Annotated in this window: 18 protein-coding genes and 1 tRNA gene; 11 read left to right on the top strand and 8 right to left on the bottom strand. The window is 66.1% G+C overall.

Annotation, left to right across the window (positions count from 1 at the left end; all coding sequences use genetic code 11):
- Positions 1–120, bottom strand: a 120-nt coding sequence (locus KH616_RS03575; protein ID WP_292236533.1) for a 2Fe-2S iron-sulfur cluster-binding protein, incomplete at its 3' end; no start/stop codon positions are given.
- A gap of 104 nt (positions 121–224) precedes the next feature.
- Between KH616_RS03575 and KH616_RS03570 the strand changes: the two genes are divergently transcribed.
- On the top strand, positions 225–1,262 hold the full coding sequence (locus KH616_RS03570; protein WP_292236527.1) for an NAD-dependent epimerase/dehydratase family protein: 1,038 nt from the start codon (positions 225–227) through the stop codon (positions 1,260–1,262).
- On the opposite strand, the gene KH616_RS03565 is transcribed toward KH616_RS03570, so the two are convergent.
- Entirely contained in the window at positions 1,245–1,433 is a 189-nt protein-coding gene (locus KH616_RS03565; protein WP_292236524.1) for a hypothetical protein, read from the bottom strand. The genes KH616_RS03570 and KH616_RS03565 overlap by 18 nt on opposite strands.
- Before the next feature lie 111 nt (positions 1,434–1,544).
- The gene (locus tag KH616_RS03560) at positions 1,545–2,261 is read right to left on the bottom strand and encodes a 16S rRNA pseudouridine(516) synthase (protein WP_292236522.1); all 717 of its coding nucleotides are present in this window, start codon (positions 2,259–2,261) and stop codon (positions 1,545–1,547) included.
- A 124-nt stretch (positions 2,262–2,385) separates the two neighbouring features.
- On the opposite strand from KH616_RS03560, the gene copC reads away from it, so the two are divergent.
- Positions 2,386–2,760, top strand: a complete 375-nt coding sequence (copC, locus tag KH616_RS03555) for a copper homeostasis periplasmic binding protein CopC (RefSeq protein WP_292236518.1) — start codon at positions 2,386–2,388, stop codon at positions 2,758–2,760.
- 40 nt (positions 2,761–2,800) lie between these two features.
- The gene (locus tag KH616_RS03550; protein ID WP_292236515.1) at positions 2,801–3,301 is read left to right on the top strand and encodes a DinB family protein; all 501 of its coding nucleotides are present in this window, start codon (positions 2,801–2,803) and stop codon (positions 3,299–3,301) included.
- 127 nt (positions 3,302–3,428) lie between these two features.
- Here the strand turns inward: KH616_RS03550 and KH616_RS03545 are convergent.
- Together KH616_RS03545 and KH616_RS03540 are read right to left on the bottom strand one after the other, a co-directional pair.
- Positions 3,429–3,513: transfer RNA gene (locus tag KH616_RS03545), tRNA-Leu, on the bottom strand.
- Between the two features lie 183 nt (positions 3,514–3,696).
- Positions 3,697–4,638, bottom strand: a complete 942-nt coding sequence (locus KH616_RS03540) for a CysB family HTH-type transcriptional regulator (RefSeq protein ID WP_292236513.1) — start codon at positions 4,636–4,638, stop codon at positions 3,697–3,699.
- 212 nt (positions 4,639–4,850) lie between these two features.
- Between KH616_RS03540 and KH616_RS03535 the strand changes: the two genes are divergently transcribed.
- The 6 genes from KH616_RS03535 (at position 4,851) to cobA (ending at position 11,030) form a co-directional block, all read left to right on the top strand.
- Entirely contained in the window at positions 4,851–6,530 is a 1,680-nt protein-coding gene (locus KH616_RS03535) for a nitrite/sulfite reductase (protein ID WP_292236510.1), read from the top strand.
- Positions 6,531–6,555: 25 nt separating this feature from the next.
- Positions 6,556–7,098, top strand: a complete 543-nt coding sequence (locus KH616_RS03530) for a DUF934 domain-containing protein (RefSeq protein ID WP_292236508.1) — start codon at positions 6,556–6,558, stop codon at positions 7,096–7,098.
- Positions 7,095–7,844: a phosphoadenylyl-sulfate reductase gene (locus KH616_RS03525; protein ID WP_292236505.1), complete on the top strand. Its 750-nt coding sequence runs from the start codon at positions 7,095–7,097 to the stop codon at positions 7,842–7,844. Before KH616_RS03530 ends, KH616_RS03525 begins: the two co-directional genes overlap by 4 nt.
- Positions 7,845–7,920: 76 nt before the next feature.
- Positions 7,921–8,883, top strand: coding sequence for a sulfate adenylyltransferase subunit CysD (gene cysD / locus KH616_RS03520; protein WP_292236502.1), 963 nt, complete (start codon positions 7,921–7,923; stop codon positions 8,881–8,883).
- 22 nt (positions 8,884–8,905) lie between these two features.
- A complete protein-coding gene (locus tag KH616_RS03515) occupies positions 8,906–10,222 on the top strand; it encodes a sulfate adenylyltransferase subunit 1 (protein WP_292236500.1) in 1,317 nt (438 codons plus the stop codon).
- A gap of 64 nt (positions 10,223–10,286) precedes the next feature.
- Positions 10,287–11,030: a uroporphyrinogen-III C-methyltransferase gene (cobA, locus tag KH616_RS03510; protein ID WP_292236498.1), complete on the top strand. Its 744-nt coding sequence runs from the start codon at positions 10,287–10,289 to the stop codon at positions 11,028–11,030.
- 96 nt (positions 11,031–11,126) lie between these two features.
- On the opposite strand, the gene KH616_RS03505 is transcribed toward cobA, so the two are convergent.
- From KH616_RS03505 to lptF, 3 genes are read right to left on the bottom strand one after another with little or no spacing between them, the layout of a single operon-like run.
- Positions 11,127–11,510, bottom strand: coding sequence for a CbiX/SirB N-terminal domain-containing protein (locus KH616_RS03505; RefSeq protein WP_292236496.1), 384 nt, complete (start codon positions 11,508–11,510; stop codon positions 11,127–11,129).
- 25 nt (positions 11,511–11,535) lie between these two features.
- Positions 11,536–12,684 carry an LPS export ABC transporter permease LptG gene (gene lptG, locus KH616_RS03500; protein WP_292236494.1) on the bottom strand — a complete coding sequence of 383 codons (1,149 nt, stop codon included), beginning with the start codon at positions 12,682–12,684 and terminating at the stop codon, positions 11,536–11,538.
- A 3-nt stretch (positions 12,685–12,687) separates the two neighbouring features.
- Complete coding sequence (gene lptF / locus KH616_RS03495) at positions 12,688–13,785, bottom strand: LPS export ABC transporter permease LptF (RefSeq protein WP_292236493.1); 1,098 nt, start codon at positions 13,783–13,785, stop codon at positions 12,688–12,690.
- A gap of 122 nt (positions 13,786–13,907) precedes the next feature.
- On the opposite strand from lptF, the gene KH616_RS03490 reads away from it, so the two are divergent.
- Positions 13,908–15,419, top strand: a complete 1,512-nt coding sequence (locus KH616_RS03490) for a leucyl aminopeptidase (protein ID WP_292236490.1) — start codon at positions 13,908–13,910, stop codon at positions 15,417–15,419.
- Between the two features lie 43 nt (positions 15,420–15,462).
- Complete coding sequence (locus KH616_RS03485) at positions 15,463–15,879, top strand: DNA polymerase III subunit chi (RefSeq protein WP_292236488.1); 417 nt, start codon at positions 15,463–15,465, stop codon at positions 15,877–15,879.
- Positions 15,880–15,888: the final 9 nt, after the last annotated feature.

The raw sequence follows: 15,888 nt of genomic DNA, 5'->3' as shown, positions 1-15,888 counted from the left end.
GCCGTTCTTGCAGCCGTACGGCAGATGGACGTTCTGGCGCAGCGCGGCCGCCAGCACGGTTTCGTCCGATTCGACCTGGAACTGTCGGCCGCTTTGCTTGAGAGTGACGTTGAATGCCATAGAACCGTCTAGAACAATATGTGGGGACCGTGCATATCGTGCACGGCAGCTACAATGCAAGCCGTTGCGCGCTGCGCAACGCTGCTCCTGATTTCACAACCATCATGATCGCGACACGAATTCTGCGCCGGCCGCGCGTGCTGATCGTCGGCTGCGGCGATGTCGGCCTGCGCTGCGTCGAGCAATGGCGCGCGCGGCGCGGCAACCCGCGGATCGTCGCGCTGACGAGCCATCCTGCCCGGCGCAACGAACTGCGCGCTGCGGGCGCGACGCCCATCGTCGGCAATCTTGACCGCCCGGAGACGCTCGCCCGCATTGCGGGCCTCGCCCGCACGATCCTGCACCTCGCACCGCCTCAGCCCGATGGCGCCGAAGACCGGCGCACGCGCGCGCTGGTCGCTGCGCTGACCGCGCGCGCGCGGCGGCCGTCGCGTCCGCCGGCATCGGTCACCGGCCGGTTGCGGATCGGGCGCGCGGCGGCCCGGTCGGCCGGCTCGCCCTTGCAGGTAGCGCGTATTGTACCCGACGGCCTTCGCGCGCCGCGCCTCGTCTATGCGAGCACGAGCGGCGTTTACGGGGATTGCGGCGGCGCGTGGATTGACGAAACGCATCCGTTGTGTCCAGCGAATCCGCGCGCGTATCGGCGCGTGTCGGCCGAGCGGCAATTGCGCGCGGCCACCGCGCGCGGCGTGCTGTCGGCGTGCATCGTGCGCATCCCCGGCATCTACGCGGCGAACCGGCTGCCCGTCGCGCGCCTTGAACGGGGCACGCCTGCGCTCGATCCGGCCGACGACGTCTATACGAATCACATTCACGCGGACGATCTGGCGGCGATCCTGCGGAACGTGGCGGTGCGCGGCAAACCATCGCGCGCGGTGCATGCGTCGGACGACAGCGTGCTGCGGATGGGGGAGTATTTCGATCGCGTCGCGCACGCGGTGGGGCTGCCGCCGCCGCCGCGCGTGAGCCGTGCGGAAGCGGAGCGCCTGCTCGAACCGACGCTGCTGTCGTTCATGCGCGAATCGCGACGGCTGCGCAATGCGCGGCTCAAGCGCGAATTGCGCGTGGCGCTGCGCTATCCGACCGTCGACGATTTCCTGGCAACGCTCGCGCACGGTGGCGCGTCAGGTCAGCGCCGGTAGCGCCTCGATCAGCAGGAAGCAGAGCAACTCGCCGATCAGCGCACCGATCAGGTTCGGGTGATATCGGTGTTTCAGGTGCATGGCCACAAGCAGCCCGCCGATCACAATCGCGCCGAGCGCGGCGAACGCGAGCACCACATATGACATTTCGATCGGGTGGGCGATCTGCATGATGTCTCCCCTACATCGCTTACAACTTGTGATTCGAGTATAGCGAGAGGCATCTGGCACCGCCATGCGGCAAGCCCGAATACGGGATCGAACGGTCGTGCGGATTTTCCCTTACAGGGTTTTCGCGGTGCTGCGCAGCGCGGCCAGTTCGGTTTCGCCGAGCCATTGCCATGCGCCCGGCGCGAGCGTGCCAGGCAGCGTGAGACCGCCGATGCTTTCCCGGTGCAGCGCCTCGACGCGGTTGCTTGCGGCGGCCACCATCCGCTTCACCTGGTGGTATTTGCCTTCGAGCACGGTCAGCGCGAGGCAATGCGTGTCGCGCGCTTCGGCGGCGACCGCGGCGATCGGCTTCGGCTCGCCGTGCAGCAACACACCAGCGCGCAGTGCGGCGAGCTGCGTGTCGTCGAGCGGATGGCGCACGGTCGCGAGATAGGTCTTCGGCACCTTGCGTTTCGGCGACGTATACGCGTGGACGAACTGACCGTCGTCGGACAGCAGCAGCAGCCCGGTCGTGTCCTGGTCGAGACGGCCCACGCATTGCACGCCGCGCGCGATCAGCGGCGGCGGAAGCAGGTTGAACACGCTCGCATGGTGTTGCGGGTCGCGCGAGCATTCGTAGCCGGCCGGCTTGTTGAGCGCGAGATAGGCGCGCGCGTGGAATGGCCATTCCACGCCGTCGACCGAGAAGACCAGTCCGTCGGTGTCGAACGCGGCGTCGGCGTCGGTGCAGGCCGTGCCGCCGATCGAGACGCGCCCTGCGTCGATCAAGCCGCGGCACTGGCGGCGCGAGCCGAACCCTTGTGTGAAGAGAATGCTTTCGAGATCCATAGCGCGCGCATTCTATCAAGCAGCGGCCCGTCGCCGGCACGATGCCGTGCGCAACTGGTAAGCTGCGGTGCGCCGTGGGTGGCATGCCCGCGCGCGGCAATCGTTCACTTGTCACGGACAAACCATGATCTTCGATTGGCATTCCTTCAGCCGCAAAGCCGCGGCGGCTGTGCTTGCGGCAACCGTTTCGGCGAGTGTGTTCGCGCATGCGCGGCCCGCCAAAACCGATCCGGCCGCAAACGCGGTAATGGCCGCAACGCCTGCCGCCGTCAAAATCGATTTCACCGAGACGCTCGAGCCGGCATTCAGCTCGATCATCGTCGTCGACGGCGAAGGCAAGACGGTGTCCGACGGCCGGGCGAGCGTCGACGCCGCGAACCGAAAGCGGATGACGGTGCCGCTCGCGCAGCTTGTGCCGGGTGCGTACACGGTCAAGTGGGTGGCCGTCGCAACGGACGGGCATCGCACGCAAGGCACGTATCGATTCAGCGTGAAGTAAGCGCGGCGGCGCGCCGCGCACACGACAGGGAGACCCTCGCATGAACCCGACGACACTCGACGCACTGGCGGATTTTCCCCGACTCCTCGCCGCCCACTACGCGGCGGTGCCCGATGGCTACGCGCACTGGACGCCGGACGACTGGGAAGGGATCCCGAGCGAGCGATTTTCTCCGCTCGGGCAGCTCTGTCATGTGCGCGACATCGAGATCGACGGATATCACGTCAGGTTGCGCCGCATGCTCGAAGAGGATCGGCCGCTGCTCGTGTCGCTCGATAGCGACGCGCTGGCGAGCGAGCGGCGCTACGACACGGCCGATGCCGCCGGCGTGCTCGCCGAATTTCGCACGGCGCGGCGCCGGACGATCGATATCGTGTCGCGTCTGACGCCGGCGCAGCTCGCGCGCACCGCCGCATTCGAGGGCTATGGCGCATTGACGGTGCGGGGGCTGGTTCATTATCTGTGCAGCCACGATCAGCAGCACCTCGCCGGCATGCAGTGGCTGCTCGGCAAGATCGATGCGGTCGCGCACGCTCGTTGAGCGGCGGTGCCGTCCGGTGCGGACGCCGATAGTGCCGGGCACAGTTCTGCCGGAAAACAAAAAACCCGCGAAGCGATGGGCTTGTGCGGGTTTTGATACGGCTGAGCGCTTGCTTATGCCGTGAATCTGGTGCCCAGGGCCGGAATCGAACCGGCACGCCTTGCGGCGGGGGATTTTGAGTCCCCTGCGTCTACCAATTTCACCACCTGGGCTTATTCGAGCCGTGCATACGATTGTGCGCGGCGAAAACGCGAATTATCACCGAAAACCGGGAACCGGGCAAGCGTCCGAACGGCCTCCCGTCGGGGCAGGTAACAAAAGGGGAGCATGGATCGGCATGACGCACCCATAAAAAAGGATGCGATTAGCTCCTCCGTTCTCGTTACCGCGGCCGCTCAAAGCTCATACGATTCGGCCTCGCCCTTGAGCGCCTGCTCGATCAGCTTGCGGTTCAGTGTCGGCGACAGCAGTTCGACGAGCGTATACACATAGCTGCGCAGATACGCTCCCTGCTTGAGCGCGACGCGCGTGACGTTGCTGCCGAACAGGTGGCCGACCGGAATCATCCGGAGATTGCGGTCGCGCTCCGGATTGAACGCGATGTCGGCCATGATCCCGACCCCGAGCCCCAGCTCCACATAGGTCTTGATCACGTCCGCGTCGATGGCTTCGAGCACGATGTCCGGCGACAGCCCGCGCAGCGCGAATGCCTGGTTGATCTTCTTGCGGCCGGCGAACGCGTCGTCGTAGGTGATCAGCGGGTATTGCGCGAGATCGTCGAGCGTGATCGTCTTGCGCTCGAGCAGCGGATGGTCGGGCGGCACCACGACCGCGTGGTGCCACTGGAAGCACGGCAGCGACACCAGATCCTTGTAGTCGGCGATCGCCTCGGTCGCGATCGCGAGATCGGCCTGATCGTGGATCACCATCTCGGCGACCTGCGTCGGGCTGCCCTGCAGGATCGACAGATGCACCTTCGGGAAGCGCTTCTTGAACTCGGCGATCGCGGCCGGCAGCGAGTAGCGGGCCTGCGTGTGGGTCGCGGCGATCGTCAGGTTGCCCTGATCCTGCGCGGCGTAATCTTTCCCGACCCTTTTAAGGCTCTCGACTTCCTGGAGAATCCGCTCGACCGACGCGAGGATGATCCGGCCCGGCTCGGTGAGCGAGCGCACGCGCTTGCCGTGGCGTGTGAAGATCTCCACGCCGAGTTCGTCCTCCAGCTCGATGATCGCCTTCGACACCCCCGGCTGTGACGTATGCAGCGCCTTGGCGGCTTCGGTGAGGTTGAAATTCTGCCGGACGGCCTCGCGCACGAAGCGAAATTGGTGCAGGTTCATTTATAACCCTTCCGCATATCAACAGAATTTTTTAGTCGTTTGAAATATAAGGCGAGTTTATTACGATTCACCAGAGTTTTTCAAATATGGATATCTGTATTCGTCATTAGCATTCCAGCCGGCGGCCGAAGGCCGGGCGGCGGCGATACGGAATTCGGGCGCGGCGTGGCTAGGACGCCGTGCAGTCAACACGAAAACCCTGGGGTCCCCGAATGTATCAGTACGACCAGTACGACCAGACGATCGTCGACGAGCGCGTCGCGCAGTACCGCGATCAGGTGCGCCGTCGCTTGTCGGGCGAATTGAGCGAAGAGGAGTTCCGTCCGCTGCGCCTGCAAAACGGCCTGTACATGCAGCGCCACGCGTATATGCACCGCATCGCGATTCCGTACGGCAACCTGCGCAGCGACCAGCTCCGGATGCTCGCCCGCATCGCGCGCGAGCACGACCGCGGCTACGGCCACTTCTCGACCCGCACGAACATCCAGTTCAACTGGGTCAAGCTCGAGGAAACGCCGGAAATCCTCGAAAAGCTCGCATCGGTGCAGATGCACGGCATCCAGACGTCGGGCAACTGCATTCGCAACGTCACCGCGGATCAGTTCGCGGGCGTCGCGCAGGACGAGGAGGTCGATCCGCGTCCGTGGGCCGAGATTCTCCGCCAGTGGTCGACGTTCCATCCCGAATTCGCATGGCTGCCGCGCAAGTTCAAGATCGCGGTGTCCGGCTCGAAGGACGACCGCGCGGCCGTGCAGATCCACGACCTCGGCGTCTACCTGAAGAAGAACGCGCAGGGCGAGGTGGTCGCGAGCATCCTCGCGGGCGGCGGCCTGGGCCGCACGCCGATCATCGGCGCGGTCATCAAGGAAGACCTGCCGTGGCAGCACCTGCTGACCTACTGCGAAGCCGTGCTGCGCGTGTACAACCGCTATGGCCGCCGCGACAACCTGTACAAGGCGCGGATCAAGATCCTCGTGAAGGCGCTGTCGCCGGCGAAGTTCTCGCAGCAGGTCGAGGAAGAGTGGCAGCACCTGAAGAACGGTCCGTCGACGCTCACGCAGGAAGAGCTCGACCGCGTGTCGCAATACTTCCGGCCGCCCGTCTACGAAAAGCTCGCGGATACCGACGCCTCGTTCGAGCAGCATCTGCTCGAGAACAAGGCGTTCGCGCGCTGGGTCGAGCGTAACGTCGCGCCGCACAAGGTGCCGGGCTATGCAGCCGTCACGCTGTCGCTGAAGGACCACCGCATCGCGCCGGGCGACGCGACCGACGCGCAGATGGACCAGGTCGCCGACTGGGCCGACGCCTATTCGCACGGCGAGTTGCGCGTGTCGCACGAACAGAACCTGATCCTCGCGAACGTGAAGAAGCGCGACCTGTTCGCCCTGTGGGAAAAGGCGAAGGCGGCCGGTTTCGCGACGCCGAACATCGGCCTTCTGACCGACATCATCGCGTGCCCGGGCGGCGACTTCTGCTCGCTCGCGAACGCGAAGTCGATCCCGATCACGCTCGCGATCCAGCAGCGCTTCGATGATCTGGATTACGTCTACGACCTGGGCGACCTGTCGCTGAACATCTCCGGCTGCATGAACTCGTGCGGCCACCACCACATCGGCAACATCGGCATTCTCGGTGTCGACAAGGACGGCGCAGAGTGGTATCAGGTGTCGCTCGGCGGCGAACAGGGCACGGGCCACGGCGGCGCGCGTCTTGGCCGCGTGATCGGCCCGTCGTTCTCCGCGGACGAAGTGCCGGGCGTGATCGCGAAGCTGATCGACACGTATGTCGAGTCGCGCGCCGAAGGCGAGCGCTTCATCGACACATTCGATCGCATCGGCATGACGCCGTTCAAGGAGCGCGTGTACGCTGCGCGCCAGGCCGCGCACGCGTAACCAACCGGGTAGAAGGAATTAGCAGATGGCTTCGATTATCAAGAACCGCGCAGTGATCGACGACGATGCATGGCAGGTCGTGCGTGCGGCGGAGGACGGTGCGCTGCCCGCGGTCGACGCGCTGCCGGCAGGCAAGGTGCTGGTGCCGTTCGCACTGTGGCAGGCCGAGCGCGCGGCGCTCGTCGCCGCGAAGGCGAAGGACGAACTCGGCGTGTGGCTCGCGCCGGACAGCGAGCCGGCCGATCTCGTGGCCGACTTCGATGCGATTACGCTGATCGGCGTCGATTTCCCGCGCTTCGGGGATGGCCGCGGCTACAGCATCGCGCGCCTGTTGCGCCAGCGTTACGGCTGGACGGGCGAACTGCGCGCGATCGGCGATGTGCTGCGCGACCAGTTGCTCTATATGTCGCGCTGCGGTTTCGACGCGTTTGCGGTGCGCGCGGACAAGGACATCCACGACGCGCTCAATGCGTTCGGCGAATTCACGCAGTGGTATCAGGCGTCGGTCGAGCAGCCGCTGCCGCTGTTCCGTCGCCGCGAGGCGGCCGAGGCCAAGGTGAACGCATGAGCGCCGCGACTGCAGACACGCTGACGTCGGAACTCGTCGCGAAGATCGGACGGCTCGACGCGCTGCTCGCGCAGATCGCCGGCCGTCATTCGAAGGTGAAGTTCGCGAGCAGCCTCGCCGCCGAGGACATGCTGCTCACGCACGCGATCCTGTCGAAGGGCCTGCCGATCGGCATCTTCTCGCTGAACACCGGGCGCCTGCATGCGGAAACGCTCGGCATGATCGACCGCGTGCGCGAACGTTACGGCTACGAGATCGAGCAGTTCCATCCGCAGCAGGATGCGGTCGACAAGTATGTCGCCGAGCACGGCCTGAACGCGTTCTACGAGAGCGTCGAGCTGCGCAAGTCGTGTTGCCAGATCCGCAAGGTCGAGCCGCTCAATCGCGCGCTCGCCGACGTTGATGCGTGGGTCACGGGCCAGCGCCGCGAGCAGTCGGTCACGCGTGCGGAGCTGCACGAGGAAGAGCAGGACGACGCGCGCGGCATCGCGAAGTACAACCCGCTCGCCGACTGGACCGAGAGCGACGTGTGGACGTACCTGAAGGCATTCGACGTGCCGGTCAATCCGCTGCACGCACGCGGTTATCCGAGCATCGGCTGCGAACCCTGCACGCGCGCGATTCGCCCGGGCGAGGACAGCCGGGCGGGCCGCTGGTGGTGGGAGTCGCGCGATACGAAGGAGTGCGGGCTGCACATCTCGATCACGCCGGTTTCCGCGACGGCCGATGCGAGCGCCGCGCGCTGAACGGCGAACACAAGACCGAATATTGCGCTGCCCGCGAAAGCGGGCGGCACGAACCCAGAAAAGAAGGACTGAAACCATGAGCACGACGCTCGAGCAATCCGCCTTTGCCCCGCCCGCCGGCGACGCCAGCCGCATGGGCCACCTCGACTGGCTCGAGGCCGAGTCGATCCATATCCTGCGCGAACTGGTCGCCGAATGCAGCAAGCCGGCGCTGCTGTTTTCCGGCGGCAAGGACTCGGTCGTCGTGCTGCACCTGGCGCTGAAGGCGTTCGGCCTTGGCGCGAACCGCAAGACGTCGCTGCCGTTCCCGCTCGTGCACATCGACACCGGTCACAACTACGACGAGGTGATCGACTTCCGCGACCGCCGCGCGAAGGAGATCGGCGCCGAGCTGGTCGTCGGCCACGTCGAGGATTCGATCAAGCGCGGCACGGTCGTGCTGCGTCGCGAGACCGACTCGCGCAACGCCGCGCAGGCCGTCACGCTGCTCGAGACGATCGAGCAATACGGCTATACCGCGATGATCGGCGGTGCGCGCCGCGATGAAGAGAAGGCGCGCGCGAAGGAGCGCATCTTCTCGTTCCGCGACGAATTCGGCCAGTGGGATCCGAAGGCGCAGCGCCCGGAGCTGTGGAGCCTGTACAACGCGCGCCTGCACAACGGCGAGCACCTGCGCGTGTTCCCGATCTCGAACTGGACCGAGCTCGACGTGTGGCAATACATCGCCCGCGAGAACCTCGAACTGCCGTCGATCTACTACGCGCACCAGCGCGAGATCGTGCGCCGCAACGGGTTGCTCGTGCCGGTCACGCCGCTCACGCCGATGCGCGAAGGCGAATCGAGCGAGATGGCGCAGGTGCGCTTCCGCACGGTCGGCGACATCAGCTGCACGTGCCCGGTCGAGAGCGATGCGGACGATGTCGAGAAGATCATCGCCGAGACGGCGGTGACCGAGATCACCGAGCGCGGCGCGACCCGGATGGACGACCAGACCTCCGAAGCCGCGATGGAACAGCGCAAGAAGCAAGGTTATTTCTGAAGCACACGAGGACATTCACATCATGAGCATCATCGAGAAAAACGAAGACCTCGGCGTGCTGCGCTTCATCACCGCGGGCAGCGTCGACGACGGCAAGAGCACGCTGATCGGCCGTCTGCTGTACGACAGCAAGGCCGTGCTGTCCGACCAGCTGTCCGCGCTGTCGCGCGCGAAGAACAAGCGCACGGTCGGCGACGAGCTCGACCTCGCGCTGCTGACCGACGGCCTCGAGGCCGAGCGCGAGCAGGGCATCACGATCGATGTCGCGTATCGCTATTTCGCGACCGCGAAGCGCAAGTTCATCATCGCCGACACGCCGGGCCACGAGCAGTACACGCGCAACATGGTGACGGGCGCGTCGACCGCGCATGCGGCGATCATCCTGATCGACCCGACGCGCGTGACGTTCGAGGACGGCGTCGCGCAACTGCTGCCGCAGACCAAGCGCCACAGCGCGATCGTCAAGCTGCTCGGGCTGCAGCACGTCATCGTCGCGATCAACAAGATGGACCTCGTCGACTACAGCGAAGCGCGCTTCAACGAGATCCGCGACGCGTACGTCGCACTCGCCCAGCAGCTCGGCCTGACCGACGTGCGTTTCGTGCCGGTGTCGGCGCTGAAGGGCGACAACATCGTCGGCGCGAGCGAGCGGATGCCCTGGTATGCGGGAGAGCCGCTGCTCGACGTGCTCGAGTCGCTGCCGGTCGAGACGCAGGCGCACGACGCGCTGCGCTTCCCGGTGCAATGGGTGGCGCGCCAGGACGGCAGTTCGGCCGACGATTTCCGCGGCTACATGGGCCGCATCGAGGCGGGTGAGGTGAAGGTCGGCGACGAGATCGTCGTGTTGCCGTCGAACCGTACCGCGACGGTCGCCGAGATCGTCGCGCCGGTGCCGGGCGGCACCGCGGCGGTCGGGCATGCGTTCGCCGGCCAGACGGTGACGATCCGTCTCGCGGAGGACGTCGACGTGTCGCGCGGCGACATGTTCGTGCCGGCCGGCGAGGCGGTCGCGCCGGCGAAGAAGCTCGAGGCGGATCTGTGCTGGTTCGACGAGGCGCCGCTGTCGCCGCAGCGCAAATACCTGCTCAAGCAGACCACGAGCACGGTGTTCGCGAAGATCGGTGCGGTCAAGCAGGTGCTCGACGTGCACACGCTGTCGCACGCGACCGACCGTCACGACCTGAAGATGAACGACATCGGCCGCGTGGCGCTTACGCTGCAAAAGCCGATCGTCTGCGACACGTACGACGCGCATCCGGGCACGGGCGCGTTCGTGCTGATCGACGAGGCGACGCACCACACGGTCGCCGCAGGCATGATCCGGGCGTTTTCGGCGTAATCGGCGTTGCCGCGCCGCTTCGGCGGCGCGGGCCGATGCCGGCGCTCGCAGGGAAGCGAGAACCATGGGCAAGGTGTATCTGATCGGTGCCGGGCCGGGCGCGGCGGACCTCATTACGGTGCGCGGCGCACGCCTGCTCGCCGAGGCCGATGTCGTGCTGCACGATGCGCTCGTCGAGCCGTCGATGCTCGACTACGCGCCGAACGCGCGCAAGATCGCGGTCGGCAAGCGCTGCGGGCAGCGTTCGACCGCGCAGCACTTCATCAACAAGCAGATCGTCGATGCGGCGCGCGAGCATGCGCGCGTCGTGCGGCTGAAAGGCGGCGATCCGATGCTGTTCGGCCGCGCGGACGAGGAGATGCGCGCGCTCGAAGCCGCGGGTATCGACTACGAGATCGTGCCGGGCATCACCGCGGCGCTGGCCGGCGCGGCGTCGCTGAAGCGCTCGCTGACCTTGCGCGGCGTGGCGCGCAGCGTCGCGTTCGCGACACACAGCCGCGCGCCGGGCAGCGAGGAGATTCGCGAGGCCGCGCGTGCCGACTCGATCGTGTACTACATGGGGCGCGACAGCGCGCCCGGCATTGCGCAGCAGCTGATCGACGCGGGCCGTGCGCCGTCGACGCCGGTGGCGATCGTCGAGGCATGCAGCACGGCGCGCGAGCGCACGCTGACGTTGACGCTGGCCGAGATGGCGGCGGGCGACGCGCAGGCGTGGCTCGATCCGGCGGAGCCGAGCCTGTTGATGATCGGCGAAGCATTCGCCGAGCGCGGACATCGCGCGAAGGCGGCGATGCGGGACGCGGCCTGAGGGCGGCGTCGCGCCGGGCGGCGAAGGCCTTGCGCCATGTCGACCGACGAAAAAAACGCTGGCGTCTGCCAGCGTTTTTTTGCGAACCCGAAATGCCTACGCGCCGTCGCCGGCCTGGTCGAGACAGTAGCGCGCGATCGCGTCGAGCACGCCGTCGTCCTCGCCGACAGCGGTCGCGCAGCGGATCTCGACGCCCGGATGCGCGGCCCGGCATGCATCGATCAACTGCGGCAGGTCGCGCCGGATGTGGCCGCCCTGGCCGAAGAACACCGGCACCACCGTGATGCGCGAGCAGCCCGCCGCAATCTGCGTGGCGATCGCGGTGTCGAGCGAGGGCGTCATCAACTCGAGGAATGCGAGCGATACCGGCGCATCGGCACCGCGCGCAGCGCGCAGCCGCGCGGCGAGCCGCTCGAACGGCTCCGCCCAGCGCGCATCGCGCGCGCCGTGGCCAAACAGGACGATACCGTGCGAATGCATGTCGAACTCCTTCGAAGGCCGCCGCTCAGTGCCGCTCGACCCATTTGAGCGCGAACAGGCCGAGACCCAGGTAGATCAGTCCGGGAATGGCCGCCGTCAGCGGCGCAGGCCACGTGTTCAGCGTGCCGATATGCGAGAACAGCGTGTTGAGCAGCTGGAAGCTCATGCCGAGCATGATGCCGCCGAACACCTTGACGCCGACCACGCCCGCGCGCGTGTGCAGGTACGCGAACGGCAGCGACAGCACCAGCATCACGAATACCGCGAAGGGATACAGCAGCTTGCGCCACAGCGCGATGTCGTAGCGCTGCGTGTCCTGGTGGTTCTCCCTCAGGTGCTGGATATAGCGGAACAGGTTGATGAGCGACATCCGCTCGGGCGATACCAGCAGCACCGAGAGGATCTGCGGGGTCAGGTCGGAGCGCAGCGAGAATTCGGGCAGCGTCACCTGCTGCGACCGGTACACCGGGTTCAGCGCGTCGGCGGCTTGCCCGCCGGCCGGCTTGATCGGCGTCAGTTCCGTTTCCGTCACGCCCTTGAGCAGCCAGTGGCCGGGCGGGTCGTAGCGGCCCGTCTGCGCGATCCGGACGTTCTGCAGCTGAAATTTCGAGTCGAATTCGTAGATCCGCACGTTGTTGATCGTCGAATCCGGGGACAGGCTGCCGACGTTGACGAAGCGCGTGACCTGCTCGCCGTCGGCGCGTGCGGTCAGCGTGTCCTTCACCCAGACGCCGGACGCGAAGTTCGACGACACCGACGAACCGAGCGCCTGCAGCCGCACGCGTTCGGACAGCTGGCCTGCGTACGGCCCGACGAACTCGCCGATCAGGTAGGTGAGGATCACGAGCGGAATGCCGATTTTCAGCAACGAGCGCAGCGCCTGGTTGGTTGCGAGGCCCGACACGCGGAAGATCGTGAATTCCGAGCTTGCGGCCATCTGCGCGAACACATAGATCGCGCTGATGAGTGCGGCGACCGGAATGATTTCGTAGAAGCGCGACGGCGTCTGCAGCGCGACGCGCAGGACCGCGTAGCCGAACTTGTAGTTGCCGTGCCCGACCGAGTTCAGTTCGCTGATCAGGTCGAAGAAAAAGAACAGGCCCGCGAACGCGAACAGGATGAAGACGAACGTGACATAGATCTGCCGCGCGAAATATTTTTCATAGAGCCGCATCGATCATGCTCCCGTCGAGCGGCTGAACAGCGCGCGTGTCAACAGCGGCCGGTTGCGCACCCGCAGCCAGAAGATGAAGCCGACGAGCGCCGCGACGACGAGATGCAGCCCGACGAGGCCGACGCCGAACGACAGCTTGCCCTGCTCGATCTGCGCCTGTACGACGTTGAGCAGGTTCGAGTAGGTCAGGTAGATCAGGACGGCCATCACGAGGTTGATCGTGCGGCTGCGGCGCGGGTTCTGGTATGCGAGCGGAATGCCGAGCACCATCAGGTTGATCGCGATCAGCGGCAGCCCCGCGCGCCATGCGAATTCCGCGAGGTTGGCGCGGGTCGGATCGCGCAGCAGATCGAGGGTCGGCAGGCTGTTGGTGCTCGGCGCGTTGACGACCGGCTTGCTCTGGATCTTCACGCCGTAGCGCTCGAATTCCATGATCTTGAAGTTCGGCTGGCCCGGCGTACCGTCGTAGCGGCGGCCGTCCTCGAGCACGACGAAACGGTCGCCGTTCTTCGTCGTTTCGGTATGGCCCGTCTGCGAGACGACGACGTTGACCTTGCCGTTCTCGGTCGACGTGACGAACACGTTCTGCACCTTCGCCTGGTCGGGCGACATCTTTTCGATGAAGAACACGCGGTGATTGGCCGACGATTCGCGGAACTGGCCGGGTGCGAGCAGCGAGATCTCGTCGCGCTGCTGGAAGCGGGCCTTGATCATCCGGCTTTGCTGGTTCGACCACGGCCAGCCGACGAAGGCGAAGAACGCGATGAGCAGCACGATGGGCGTCGCGAATACGCCGATCGGCTTGATGAGGCGCGTCAGGCTGACGCCCGATGCGAGCCAGACGACCATTTCGGAGTCCCGATACCAGCGGGTCAGCACGAACAGGATCGACACGAACAGCGTGACGACGAGCATCACGGCGAGGTAGCCGATCACGGTGAGGCCGATCAGCACGAGCACGTCTCGCGGATCGATTTCGCCGGACGCGGCGTAGCCGACGATCCGGATCATCATCGTCGTCAGCATGATCGTGAGCAGCACCATGAACACGGCGCCAGCCGTATACGCAAGCTCGCGCTGGAGGGAGCGTTCGAAGATCATTCTTGAAGAGAAGAGGGCGGGAGGCGGCGCACGCACGGGCAGGCGCTCGCGCCGCCACGGGAAAAATAGCGGATAATTGCGGCTTTCATCCTTAGCCCAGATTTTATCCGAGGACAAGCGCGATGGACTTTAGCATAAAAGGCTGTGATTGGAGCAAAGGCGAGTCGAAGGGGTTCCTGACCGGGAAGTCCGACTGCATCGTGCTCGGCATCTTCGAGGCGCAGACGCTGTCGGGCGCCGCGCTCGACATCGACACGGCCACCAAGGGACTGATTTCGCGCATCGTCAAGGCCGGCGACATGGACGGCAAGCGCGGCAAGACGCTGTTCCTGCACGAGGTGTCGGGCATCGGCGCGTCGCGCGTGCTGCTCGTCGGCCTGGGCAAGCAGGATGCTTTCAATCAGAAAGCCTATAACGACGCGGTGGGCGCCGCTTGGCGCGCGCTGCTCGCGACCAAGGTGGTCCAGGTCACGTTCACGCTGGCCCAGCTGCCCGTCGACGAGCGCAGCTCCGACTGGGGCGTGCGCGCGGCGATCCTCGCGCTGCGCAACGAGACCTACCGCTTCACGCAGATGAAGAGCAAGCCGGAACCGGCGTCGCACGCGCTGAAGCGCGTCGTGTTCAGCGTCGATCCGGGCGACGAGAAGGCGGCGAAGGTCGCGGTCAAGCAGGCGGTCGCGCTGGCAAACGGCATGGATCTGACCCGCGATCTGGGCAACCTGCCGGGCAATGTGTGCACGCCGACCTATCTCGCGAACACCGCGAAGAAGCTCGCAAAGGACTGGGGCCTGAAGGCCGAGGTGCTCGGCCTCAAGCAGATCCAGGCGCTGAAGATGGGGTCGTTCCTGTCGGTTGCGCGGGCATCGGTCGAGCCGCCGCAGTTCATCGTGCTGCATTACCAGGGCGCCGCGGCCAAGGCCGCGCCGGTCGTGCTGGTCGGCAAGGGCATCACGTTCGACACCGGCGGCATCTCGCTGAAGCCGGGCGAAGGCATGGACGAGATGAAGTACGACATGTGCGGTGCGGGCTCCGTGCTCGGCACGATCCGCGCCGTCGCCGAAATGGGCCTGAAGATCAACGTCGTCGCGATCGTCCCGACCTGCGAGAACATGCCGGCCGGCAACGCGACGAAGCCGGGCGACATCGTCACCAGCATGAAGGGCCTGACGATCGAGGTGCTGAACACCGACGCCGAAGGCCGCCTGATCCTGTGCGATGCGCTGACGTACGCCGAGCGCTTCAAGCCGGCGGCGGTGATCGACGTCGCGACGCTGACGGGCGCGTGCGTCATCGCGCTCGGCAGCCACAACAGCGGCCTGTTCTCGAAGGACGATGCACTGGCGGGCGAACTGCTCGACGCATCGCGCGAGGCGAACGATCCGGCATGGCGCATGCCGCTCGACGACGAGTACCAGGATCAGCTCAAGTCGAATTTCGCGGACCTCGCGAACATCGGCGGGCGTCCGGCGGGCAGCGTGACGGCCGCATGCTTCCTGTCGCGCTTCGCGGAGAACTATCAGTGGGCGCACCTCGACATCGCCGGCACCGCGTGGAAGGGCGGCGCGGCGAAGGGCGCGACCGGTCGTCCGGTGCCGCTGCTCGCGCAGTTCCTGATCGATCGCGCCGGCCAGTGATGGCGGTGCGAACGACGTTGCAGGCGGGCGGGCGCGGCGGACAATGACGCGGATCGATTTCCACACGAACGTCGGCGATTCGATCGCCTACGCGTGCCGGCTGCTGCGCAAGGCCTACCTGGCCGGGCAGCCGGTCGTCGTGCTTGCCGAGCCGGCACGCCTGCGCGCGCTCGACGAGCGGCTCTGGACCTTCTCGCCGCTCGATTTCATTCCGCATTGCGCGGTCGACAGCCCGCACGCGGCCGATACGCCGATCGTGCTGACCGCCGATCTCGACCAGGCGCCGCATCACCATGTGCTGCTGAATCTCGGCGCGGCGGTGCCGATGCAGTTCGCGCGTTTCGAGCGGCTGCTCGAAGTGGTCGGCAACGCGCCCGACGAGCTGGCCGCGGGCCGTGAACGCTATCGCTTCTATCGCGATCGCGGTTATGCGCTGAACAACTACAAGCAGGGCGCCTAGGCGAACCCG

The sequence above is a fragment of the Burkholderia sp. genome (assembly GCF_018375725.1).
In the GTDB taxonomy this organism is placed as follows: domain Bacteria; phylum Pseudomonadota; class Gammaproteobacteria; order Burkholderiales; family Burkholderiaceae; genus Burkholderia.
The sequence above is the reverse complement of the archived record's forward strand: the minus strand, read 5'-3'. Positions and strand labels throughout refer to the sequence as shown.